Here is an 11,088-nt window from a genome sequence, read left to right on the forward strand (position 1 = left end):
TTTTATCATAAGTTTTATTTTTTAATATTAGAATAAAATTTATTATGAACAGACTTGTTTCATACTAATTGATATATAGTAATTATGAAACAAGTCTTATTCAACTTAAATATTAATTAAGTTATAGGTGCAGGATTAAATATACACATATCATTAGAAAGATGATATTTTTCTGCAAATGTTCTCTTTGTACCGCTAGCCACATCTATTATTTCATTAAATAACTTCTCTCCAACTTCTTTTATATCAGCATCTCCAGTAACAATGTCACCAGCACTGAAATCTATTAAGTCGCTCCACATATCTCTCAAATCATTTCTTGAAGATACTTTTATAACAGGAGCTTCAGCCAATCCGTATGGAGTGCCTCTTCCAGTCATAAATACCTGTAATGTAATTCCAGAAGCCAACTGAGAAGGACCGCATACTATATCGCTTGAAGGAGTAGCTGCATATATTAAACCATGCTTAGTAGGAACTTCACCGGGAGAAAGAACTTCAACTATAGGAGCAGTTCCCGATTTAGCAATAGAACCTATAGCCTTTTCAACAATATTTGCAAGACCGCCCTTTTTGTTTCCTGGTGTAGGATTTGCACTTCTGTCTGCCTCTCCAACAGATAAATATTCATCATACCATTTCATCTCTGAAGCTAATTTTTTTCCTACCTCATCATTTATACATCTTTCTGCCAATATATGAACTCCGTCTCTTGCCTCTGTAACTTCTGAAAACATAACAGTAGCCCCTCCTGATACAAGCATATCTGAAGCATAACCTGCTGACGGATTAGCACTTATTCCAGAAAAAGCATCACTTCCTCCGCATTGCATACCTATACAAAGTTTAGATAAAGGCAAAGATGTTCTCTTTCTTTGATTTAATCTATCAAGTTTCTTTTCTGCCATTTCCATAATAGAGTTCATCATACTATGAAAACCTTTTTTATCCTGAAGTATAATAACATTATCATCATTTATCAATTTTTCATATAAAAGCATGTCAACCGTAAGTTTTTCACAGCCTAATCCTATTACCATAACTTCAGAACCAAAATTTGGATTTTTTACTAAATTTCTTAAAGATCTTATAGGAATATCAGCATTTTTCGCATTTATTGCTACACCGCATCCATAAGCATGATTAATAGCTACCACATCATCAACATTTTCATACTTAGGAAGAAGTTTCTCTCTAATCTCTTTTAAAGCCGCATTTAATACCCCAGCAACACACTGTACTGTAGTACTTATGGCAAGTATATTCCTAGTACCTGCAAATCTGCCGTCGCCATTATCATAACCATAAAATGTAGTTCTTGAAGGCTTAGGCAATTGAGTAATAATATTTTTGGCAAATACTAAATCATCTAATTTAGGTGCAGAAGGAAGCCTCAATATATGCTCATTTACCCAATCACCTTTATTTATGTCTTTTAAAGCGTACCCGATACAAATACCATATCTTATAATAGGCTCATCTTTTTTTATATCTCTCAAAGCTATTTTATGAGATTGAGGTATATCGTCATTAACCTTAAAGCCGTCATCTATATAAGAATCTTTTTTCAAATCCTTAATTGCTACAACTACATTATCATTTTCATTAATTTTTATAAAAGACTTTTTCATTACTGCCCTCTTTTAATAAATCAATAACAGACTTGTTTCAAAAGTACTTGACAATATTAAATATAAAAATTTAACAATTTATCAATTATAAGAATAATGTTTTATAAACTATTATTTTAGTATATAAGCATGCAGTCTTTCACCGAAAGTGTACAGAGTATCCTTCTTTGGGCACCACCGAGTAGGTACCTATACGGCAAAAGAAGCATGGGTGTGTGGACTAGCCACCGCAATTATAAATAAAATTAGTTTTGAAACAAGTCTAATATAATTATTTTATTAATCCTGCTTCTCTTAATACAACTCTCAATTTTTCTATCTCATCATCTTTAAGTCTTTGTATAGGATCCAAACATTTTCCAACATTTATTCCTTGCTGTACTAATCCTTCTTTTATAACAGCAGGGAAAGTACCCATATTACTTATTATTCTGATAGGAGCAAGAGCAAACTGAGCATCTAAAGAACCTTTTAAATCACCAGCCATAAACTTATCATATATATCAGCAGTTAATCTAGGAGCAACATTAGCACATGAAGCTATAGCACCTTTAGCACCGCAGCATAATCCTGCATATATCAAAGTATCTCTTCCTAAAAGAACACTGAAATTCTCATTATCTCTAGTTAAACGTATATACTCTGTTGTATTAGTCATATCTCCAGTACTGTCTTTTACACCTACTATATTTTCTATTTTAGCAAGTTTAACAACTGTACTAGGCTCTATAGTAATATTGGTTTTAGGTTTATTATTATATAATACAATAGGCAATGAAGAATGAGAAGCTATAGTTTTATAATGCTGATATAATTCATCTTGTGTCTGAGATATAAACATTAGAGTTAACACAGAAATAGCATCCATTCCAACATCTTCACATATTTTTAATAATCTTAAAGCACCCCTTGTAGATATGCTATTAACACCTCCATAAACAGGTACTCTTCCAGCTGCTGCTTTTTTTACAGTTTCTAAAACTTTTCTGTATTCTTCTTCATCAACAGCATAAAACTCCCCTGTTGTTCCCATAGGAAATAATCCATGAACACCGCTTTCTATCAAGTGTACAGAAAGCTCTTCTAAAACTTTATAATTAATATTTCCATTATCGTCTATAGGAGTTACTATAGGCGGAATAATTCCTTTTGGCTGAAAACTCATAATTGTATCCTCCGAATAATTTTTTTATCGAATAATTTTTTTATTTAACAAATATCTGCATAATAAATAATACTATCAAAGCTAAAATAGACATTATCATAGAAACAGCAAATTTACACATAACCTGATCTTTCAATTCGCTTATTCCAAACATACCATTAAATACCCAGAAACCGCTGTCATTAAAATATGAGAAAGATATAGCACCAGCACAGCAAGCCTGAGCTAATAGTATAGGAGAAGCTCCCAAACTAGACATCAAAGGTGCTGTCAAAGTAGCAGCTGTAGTTATAGCAACAGTAGCAGAACCTAAAGCTATTCTCATCAAAGCAGCTATAACAAAAGGTATAAGCAAAGCAGGTATAGGCAAATTAACAACAGCATCTCCCAATACATTTCCTAAACCGCTTACTTTTATTACATTTCCTAAACATCCGCATGCACCTGTAATAAGCATTATCATACCAGTAGATTTTACTGAATCTTCCAAAACTTTTAATACATCTTTTTTACTGTCTTTAAAAGCAAGTCCGTAAATAGCTATAAGAGTTCCTATCATCAAAGCTGCTATAGGACTTCCTAAAAAATCTACTACGCTATTAAAAGCCCCAAGTTCTGCATTTGATACATCTAATATAGTTTTAGCAAAAATCAGTATCAAAGGTACTACTATAGGTGCTAATGACATCATAAATGAAGGCATCTGTTTGGCACCCATTAATTTTTCAAGCTCTGACATAGAACGTATATATTCTGCTTTGAACTCTTTTCTATCAAATCCGCCTTGTTCATTTGGAATCTGATATATTTTAGTACCAAGCCATTTAGTATAAAATATAGCAGCAATAAGCGGAATAATAGATACTATAATACCTGTAAATATCATAGATCCCATATCTACATTAAGAAGACCAGCGGCAGTAAGAGGACCTGGTGTAGGCGGTATAAGAGAGTGTGAAAGCTGTAATCCTGCTGCCAAAGAAAGTGCCAAACCTACAACTGATTTTCCTGTAACCTGAGACATACCTTTTAATAAAGGTGTGAAAATTAAAAGTGCTGAATCAGCAAATACCGGTATAGATACTATTAATCCAGTAATACCTAAAGCCCATTCTTCTTTTTTCTTTCCTATAAATTTGATAAATGTAAATGCAAGCCTTTCAGCTCCTCCTGATTTTTCTAATATACCTCCCATCATAACACCTAAACCTATAATGATTCCTGTGCTGGATAAAGTACTTCCAAAACCAGATTGTATAGCTGTTATTAATCCTGTTACCTTTTTACCATCAGCATTTGTTATATCTGTTATCGGCATACCGCCTATAATACCTGTTATCATAGCAGCTATTAATAAAGCTATAAATGTATGTATTTTTGTACACATTACCAAAAATATCATTATGCCGACACCTAGTATAAGGCCTAATATCATTCTTGTTGCTTCATCCATATTGATACCTCTTTAATAATTTATTAGTTTTTTCTTAATTAGTTTTTATCTTACTAAGCAAGGTTTTTTAGGATTGAATTTCCAATTAGGAATTAAATACTGCATTCCTATAGAATCATCTCCAGCACCTAAGCATTTTTCTTTATATAGTTTGTTTGCTTTTAATATTTGATCCATATCTGGTTCTATTCCTAAACCAGGTTTTTTTGGTATATTTACATATCCGTTTTCTATTTTTAAAGGTTCTTTTGTAAGTCTTTCTATACCTTCCTGCCATATCCAATGTGTATCTATAGCATTAATATTTCCAGGTACAGCAGCTGCAGTATGAGAGAACATAGCTAATGAAATATCAAAATGGTTATTTGAATGCGATCCCCAAGTCAAGCCGAAATCATGACAAAGCTGACCTACTCTTACAGAACCAGACATAGTCCAGAAATGAGGATCTGCCAAAGGAATGTCTACTGATTGAAGTATAATAGAATGGCTCATCTCTCTCCAGTCTGTAGCTATCATATTAGTAGCCGTAGGAAGACCTGTTGCTTTTCTAAACTCTGCCATTATTTCTCTTGCTGAAAATACACCTTCAGCTCCGCAAGGATCTTCACAGTAGGTTAATATTCCATGCATATCTTTACATATTTCTATAGCTTCTTTTAAAAGCCAGCCGCCGTTAGGGTCTAATGTAATTCTTGCATCAGGGTATGCTTTTTTTAGAGCTTTTATAGCTTTTATCTCTTCTTTGCCTTCTAAAACTCCGCCTTTTAATTTAAAATCATTAAAACCGTATAATTCTTTTGAGGCTTTAGCTAATTCTACTATAGCTTCAGGAGTAAGAGCTTCTTCATGTCTTATTTTGTACCATTTGTTAGGAGCACTTTCATTATGATAATATTCTAAATCTGTTTTCTTTCTGTCGCCTACATAAAATAAATAGCCGAGCATCAATACTTTATCTCTTAATTGTCCGTTTCCTAAAAGAGATGCAGCAGGAACACCCAATGTTTGACCAAGTAAATCTAGTAAAGGAGCTTCCACTGCTGTCATAACATGAACGCCTGTTCTTAAATCAAATGTCTGAGCTCCTCTTACATCATTTTCATCTTTTAAAGAATTTTGTATTTTGATAAGAGTATTTTTATATTCTCCTATACGGCTTCCTTCAACTATTGATTTTATGTTTTCAAGTCCCTTAGTAATTTTTTCTCCGCCCGGAACTTCTCCTACACCTATTTTTCCTTCACTATCTTTTAATATCACTACATTTCTTGTAAAATATGGAGCATGAGCACCGCTTAGGTTTAAAAGCATGCTGTCTCTTCCTGCCACAGGGTATATATCCATTTTTTCAATTTTTATATCAATACTCATAATATTTTATCCCCCTAAACTTTTTTATTTATTTTTTTAAAGAAACATTTGTAATTTTTTCATAGTATTTTAATATGGCACTATGATCATCAGCAGCACAGCCGTCAGATTTTAAATACTGCATTATTTCCATAACTTGAGCAGTTAAAGGTAAATAAGAGTTTACTGCATGAGAAGCATTCAAAGCATTATTTAAATCTTTTATATGAAGTTCGATTCTAAAACCAGGTTTAAAATTATGTTCAAGCATCATAGGAGCTTTAGCATCCATTACTGTAGAACCAGCAAGTCCGCCTCTTATAGCTTTATAAACTAATTCTGGATCAGCACCTAATTTTTTTGCCAAAATTAAACTTTCAGAAACAGCAGAAATATTGATAGCAACAACTACCTAATTTGCTAATTTTGCTACGTTTCCAGAACCTAATTCGCCTACATAAACTACTGAAGAAGCCATAGGTTTTAATAAATCGCATACTTTATCAAATACTTCTTTTTTACCGCCTGCCATAACTGATAAAGTACCGTCTATAGCTTTAGGTTCTCCGCCTGATACTGGAGCATCTATAAGTTCTATAGATTTTTTAGCAAGTTCTGCTCCTATAGCTTTTGATTCCACTGGGTCTATTGAGCTCATATCTATTACTACAGTTCCGCTTTTAGCACCTTCTATAATACCATTTTCACCTAAACAAACTTCTCTAACTTGAGGGGAGTTAGGAAGCATAGTAATAATAACTTCACATTCTTTAGCTACTTCAGCTGGATTATTGGCTGTTTTTGCTCCTTCTTTAGCAAGCTCTTCAACTGATGCTTTAGATCTGTTATAAACAACAAGCTCATGTCCTGCTTTTAATAAATTTTTGCTCATAGGTTTGCCCATGATTCCTAGTCCTATAAATCCTATTTTCATTTTGTACTCCTTTTGTTTATTTTTATTTAAAAATTATTTCATTTTGACAACTGTCTGTTTTTAAAAATTCTAAAACATTATTTAATGAAGTTTCTATTTGATTTCTTACCGCCTCATCTGTGAAAAATCCTATATGAGGTGTTACAATAATATTAGGATGTCTTAAAAGAGCAGCAAAGCATTCATCTTCTATGTACTTTTCTCTATAATCAAATCTGAAATATTTATTTTCATTCTCATAAACATCTAATGCCATTGCTGATATTTTGCCAGATTTAACAGCTTCAAAAGCATCTTTAGTATTTAGTATTTCCCCTCTTGAAAGATTTACTATAAATACTCCGTCTTTCATTTTTGATATAGAATCAGAATTAATTAAATATTTAGTCTCTTTTAATAATGGAACATGATAAATTATTACATCGCTATTATTATATAATTCATCTAATGATACATATTGAGCTATCGATTTTAATTCATCTTTTTCAAATGCATCGTTTATAAGTATTTTTTTTGGAGAAAATCCGAATAAAGTTTTTACAGTAAGTGATCCTATCTTTCCAGCACCTACAACACCTATAACCTGATTTCGTATCTCTTTAGCCAGCAAATTTTTTATTGTAAAATCCTGATTTTGAATTCTTAATATATATTTGTTATAATTTCTAAGCAGAGAAAGAACGCATAAAACAGCATACTCACTTACAGAATTAGGAGAATAGCTTGGAACATTAGCAAATCTTATCCCTAATTCTTTAGCCGATTTTAAATCTATATTGTCAGTGCCAGCCGATTTTGTAGCAGCAAATTTGATATTAAATCTTTTCATATCCTCTAATACTTTTCTATTTACAGTTCCAGATCCAGTAAATATTACAGCATCAAAACCTTCAGCCTGTTTTATATTATCTTCTTTCAAATGTTCTGATATCAATTTTATTTCAAAGTTTAGTTTGGAAGAAAATGAATTGAATATTTCTATTTCTTCATCTCTAACAGAATAAGCTATTATTTTCATTTGAACATCCATTATAAGTGATATTTATAATTAGATTATATTCAAATTTCTTATATTATCTTTATACAAAAAGTATAATAATCAAATATGTTTTTGTATAATGTATACAAAAAATATTATAATTTCATAATAATGGTCTATATTTTGGTTTTTTCTTATAATATTTGACTGTATTTTATACGAAAAATCTATATATACAAAACAATAAGGAACAAATTACTATGCCTATTGACGAAAAAATAGCACAAAGATTATTAAAAAAGATAATGGATAATATTAATTATGAGGTAAATATTAATATTATGAATGAATATGGGGAAATTATAGCAAGCGGAGATGAAAAAAGAATAGGAAAAATACATTTAGGAGCATTAGATGTTATAAAAAATGCTAAAAGTATGGAATATTTTGATTATATAGATAATGATACAGAAAGCAGCAAGCCTGGTGTCAATATACCATTATATATAAATAAAGAAATTATAGGAGTTGTAGGAGTTACTGGAAATCCTAAAGAAATCAAACTAATAGCAAATATGGTAAAAATGATTACTGAAATATTAATTGAAAGAGAAATAGATATAGACAAACAAATCTTAAAACAAACAACATTAAATAATTATATATATAAAATTATCTCTAAAGAATCTTATAATTATATATCATCTATTAATATTTGGGCAGAAAATAATAACTATTCTTTTAATATAGATAGAAATGTATGCCTAATAAAAATTGAAAATAATGATAAATATGATATGTATAAAATATCTGAATATATTATAAATAAACTGCAGAAAATTAAATATTTCTATAAACAAGATATTATAACATATATTGGAAATAAACAATTTATAATAATAAAAAGTTTTGACAGTAAAGAAAAAATACAGGACAAAAAGAAAATAATAAAACTCTTTTTTAAATGCCTTAGAGAAGAAATAAAAATAGATATAAAATTTTCTGCTATGTGCGGAGGAATAGTTAATACTCTGCAAGATATACATAATAGCTTTGATCAGGCTAATTTTTTATTTAATTATATAACACATACAAATAACAATATATATTTTATAGAAGATTATATTTTAGAGTATATCATTTTAAATGAAGGATTCGAAAGCTCATCTATGATACTAAAAAATGCATTAAATATAATAAATAAGAATACAGCATTTAAAGAAACAATAATTACTATGAGCAAATGTGATATGAATATAAATAAAACCTGCGAAAAACTCTCTATGCATAGAAATACTATTTTATATAGAATGAAAAAAATTAAAGAAATACTAGGTTTAGATCCAATAAATAGTCATATCGATAGAATAAAGTTTTATATAATAGCAGCAATATTAAAAAAGTAGTAAAACAATTTATAAATATTTTAATATTAGATTCATAAGTATAAAGTAAAGCTCTACATCATATTTTTGATGATAATATCCCATAAACTGAAGTATAGAAAGAGATGTATAATTAAATAGCCTCTCTATATTATCTATAGCCATCGCAATAGTATCAATGTCATTATTATCAATTATCTTTAAATACTGTATTTCTTTATGTTTATTAAAATCAATTCTAACTGCCTTTTTTACTATGTCCTTATAGTATAGAAAATTATCTATATTAAAATTATCAAAATCTACATAATGCCTTTTTTCTGTACTTGATGAATATAAATGATATAGATCTGATTTTTCTATATTTTCAAATAAATATGTAAGAAAATTATTAATATCAGTTTTCACTGTATTACAATAATTATCATAAAATGTTATATCTTCATCATTCTGAACTGCTTTCATTTCAGCAGTATTATTAAATATTTTTTGTTTTAATGCAATATCATTAGTACGGCTCTTTGATGAATAATAAAAAGATTTAAAATAATTATTATAATCTTCCTGCATCTTTTTTAATTGCTCATTATTTTTTTTATTATTTTGATGTTTTTCTTTTCTTGATAGTATTTTATACTGAGTGATATATTCGTTATATTTATCTTTATCTCCAAGTTCAAGATATGTTTTTGCCATTAATTTATATGTTTCTATTTCATCTTCTTTAAGGTTTAAAGATTTCTGCAAATTAACTAATGCCTTCTTATAATTACTAAGTCTAAAATAAGAATCACCCAGCCAAAATAAAATCAAATAATCCTCTTCATCACTGTTAAGTTTAATAGATTTTTCTAAATATTTAACTGCTTCTTCATACTCACTGTCTATATAATTAATATATCCTATCCAATAATATGCTAAATAATTATTTTCACTGCTGTATTTTTCATTTATTTCTATAGATTCTAATAAATAATGAACAGCATTTTTATAGCTTTCAAGTTTAGCATAACAAATACCAAGATAAAGATAGTTTAAATATTCATTCTCCTCAGCCTCTGAAAGTTTGATAAAGCAGTCAAGCTGATAATCTATATTATCACTATAATTCAAAGCTATATTTCTAGCCTTCTCCAAACATTCCTCTGATAAAGACTCCTCATCTATTATCTTATAAAGAATCCCTATAGAAAGCCAGCTGTTAAACTCATCATCTTTTAATTTTAAAGATTCGCTTAGATGTTCAAGTGCCTTATCATATATCTGAACAGAAAAATAAGTATATCCTAAATAATATCTTGCAAGATAATCATCTTTTTTCAAAAGTATAGATTTTTCTAAAAACTCTATAGCCTTAGAATAGCTCTTTAACTGCATATGACAATATCCTGCATATTTGTATAATAAATTATCCTCTATACCAAAAGCCTTATATAAATAAAGCAAAGCCAAATTATAATTATAATCATTAGCCCCTATTTTAGCATATGTAATACCTAACCATAAAGCATAGTAATGATTTGATTTATCTAATTTATATGCACTCTTAAAACATTCTAAAGAATCTTCTAATGAATTAAATATATCATAGCATCTTCCCATATAGTACTTATACATAGCCTTATTAATATTGGACTTATCTAATGATAATGCTTTTAAAAAATTAATCATCGCTATATCATATCTCTCTAATTTATATGCACAATATCCTGCTTTAAATATGGCTTCTGTATTATTAATATCAATATTATCTAAAATATTATTGCATAAAGAAAATGCATCTTCATAATTACTGCTCTGTATATAATTGTCTATATCTTGGAGGTATTTATCTATATTTTTCATATTCCAACTTTTTATAATATTAATATTATATTATAAATGATTATTTAGAAATTTAAACCTATTAATTTTTACAATTACAAAAAAATAACGGTTTTAGGCATTCTGTATGTATAATTATACAGTTAGTTAAAAAATAATTTATTTTTTATAAAACACATACTTAATAATAAAAAACTTTGACAAAAACTATATTTTTAGTATATACTGGAACGATTTCATTTTGTCAACTGATGTACATTATATTGAATTATCAACTTTTTTGCCGCACAAAAAAGTTGCAAAAAATGCAATTACTAGAACTTTATATTTTAAAGATATGTATTAAATGTATTATAATACCTGA

The 11,088-nt window shown here is 28.9% G+C and carries 9 protein-coding genes; 1 reads left to right on the plus strand and 8 read right to left on the minus strand.

Features of this window, described 5'->3' with window-relative positions; all coding sequences use genetic code 11:
• Window positions 1-116: 116 nt before the first annotated feature.
• From garD to Q1X91_RS05265, 7 genes are all read right to left on the minus strand, one after another.
• Window positions 117-1,631 (minus strand): galactarate dehydratase, encoded by a 1,515-nt coding sequence (garD, locus tag Q1X91_RS05240; RefSeq protein WP_300754052.1) that lies wholly within the window; start codon window positions 1,629-1,631, stop codon window positions 117-119.
• A 271-nt stretch (window positions 1,632-1,902) separates the two neighbouring features.
• Entirely contained in the window at window positions 1,903-2,796 is an 894-nt protein-coding gene (locus Q1X91_RS05245) for a dihydrodipicolinate synthase family protein (protein WP_300754055.1), read from the minus strand.
• Window positions 2,797-2,836: 40 nt separating this feature from the next.
• Window positions 2,837-4,249, minus strand: coding sequence for a gluconate:H+ symporter (locus Q1X91_RS05250; RefSeq protein ID WP_300754058.1), 1,413 nt, complete (start codon window positions 4,247-4,249; stop codon window positions 2,837-2,839).
• A 45-nt stretch (window positions 4,250-4,294) separates the two neighbouring features.
• Window positions 4,295-5,623 carry an enolase C-terminal domain-like protein gene (locus tag Q1X91_RS05255; protein WP_300754061.1) on the minus strand — a complete coding sequence of 443 codons (1,329 nt, stop codon included), beginning with the start codon at window positions 5,621-5,623 and terminating at the stop codon, window positions 4,295-4,297.
• Between the two features lie 28 nt (window positions 5,624-5,651).
• Window positions 5,652-6,002: an NAD-binding protein gene (locus Q1X91_RS15610; RefSeq protein WP_366945495.1), complete on the minus strand. Its 351-nt coding sequence runs from the start codon at window positions 6,000-6,002 to the stop codon at window positions 5,652-5,654.
• A gap of 12 nt (window positions 6,003-6,014) precedes the next feature.
• Window positions 6,015-6,536 (minus strand): NAD(P)-binding domain-containing protein, encoded by a 522-nt coding sequence (locus tag Q1X91_RS15615; RefSeq protein WP_366945494.1) that lies wholly within the window; start codon window positions 6,534-6,536, stop codon window positions 6,015-6,017.
• 22 nt (window positions 6,537-6,558) lie between these two features.
• Window positions 6,559-7,554, minus strand: coding sequence for an NAD(P)-dependent oxidoreductase (locus Q1X91_RS05265; RefSeq protein ID WP_300754064.1), 996 nt, complete (start codon window positions 7,552-7,554; stop codon window positions 6,559-6,561).
• A 221-nt stretch (window positions 7,555-7,775) separates the two neighbouring features.
• On the opposite strand from Q1X91_RS05265, the gene Q1X91_RS05270 reads away from it, so the two are divergent.
• Window positions 7,776-8,921, plus strand: coding sequence for a sugar diacid recognition domain-containing protein (locus Q1X91_RS05270; RefSeq protein WP_300754066.1), 1,146 nt, complete (start codon window positions 7,776-7,778; stop codon window positions 8,919-8,921).
• A gap of 9 nt (window positions 8,922-8,930) precedes the next feature.
• On the opposite strand, the gene Q1X91_RS05275 is transcribed toward Q1X91_RS05270, so the two are convergent.
• Complete coding sequence (locus Q1X91_RS05275) at window positions 8,931-10,745, minus strand: CDC27 family protein (RefSeq protein WP_300754067.1); 1,815 nt, start codon at window positions 10,743-10,745, stop codon at window positions 8,931-8,933.
• Window positions 10,746-11,088 lie beyond the last annotated feature (343 nt).

Origin of the sequence: uncultured Brachyspira sp., assembly GCF_949287625.1 — a bacterium.
GTDB lineage: Bacteria > Spirochaetota > Brachyspiria > Brachyspirales > Brachyspiraceae > Brachyspira.

Coding starts and splice junctions, on each gene's coding strand:
- Q1X91_RS15615 (WP_366945494.1), bottom strand. CDS start 6,536: ATGAAAATAGGATTTATAGGACTAGGAATCATGGGCAAACCTATGAGC.
- Q1X91_RS05265 (WP_300754064.1), bottom strand. CDS start 7,554: ATGAAAATAATAGCTTATTCTGTTAGAGATGAAGAAATAGAAATATTC.
- garD (WP_300754052.1), bottom strand. CDS start 1,631: ATGAAAAAGTCTTTTATAAAAATTAATGAAAATGATAATGTAGTTGTA.
- Q1X91_RS05245 (WP_300754055.1), bottom strand. CDS start 2,796: ATGAGTTTTCAGCCAAAAGGAATTATTCCGCCTATAGTAACTCCTATA.
- Q1X91_RS05270 (WP_300754066.1), top strand. CDS start 7,776: ATGCCTATTGACGAAAAAATAGCACAAAGATTATTAAAAAAGATAATG.
- Q1X91_RS05255 (WP_300754061.1), bottom strand. CDS start 5,623: ATGAGTATTGATATAAAAATTGAAAAAATGGATATATACCCTGTGGCA.
- Q1X91_RS05275 (WP_300754067.1), bottom strand. CDS start 10,745: ATGAAAAATATAGATAAATACCTCCAAGATATAGACAATTATATACAG.
- Q1X91_RS05250 (WP_300754058.1), bottom strand. CDS start 4,249: ATGGATGAAGCAACAAGAATGATATTAGGCCTTATACTAGGTGTCGGC.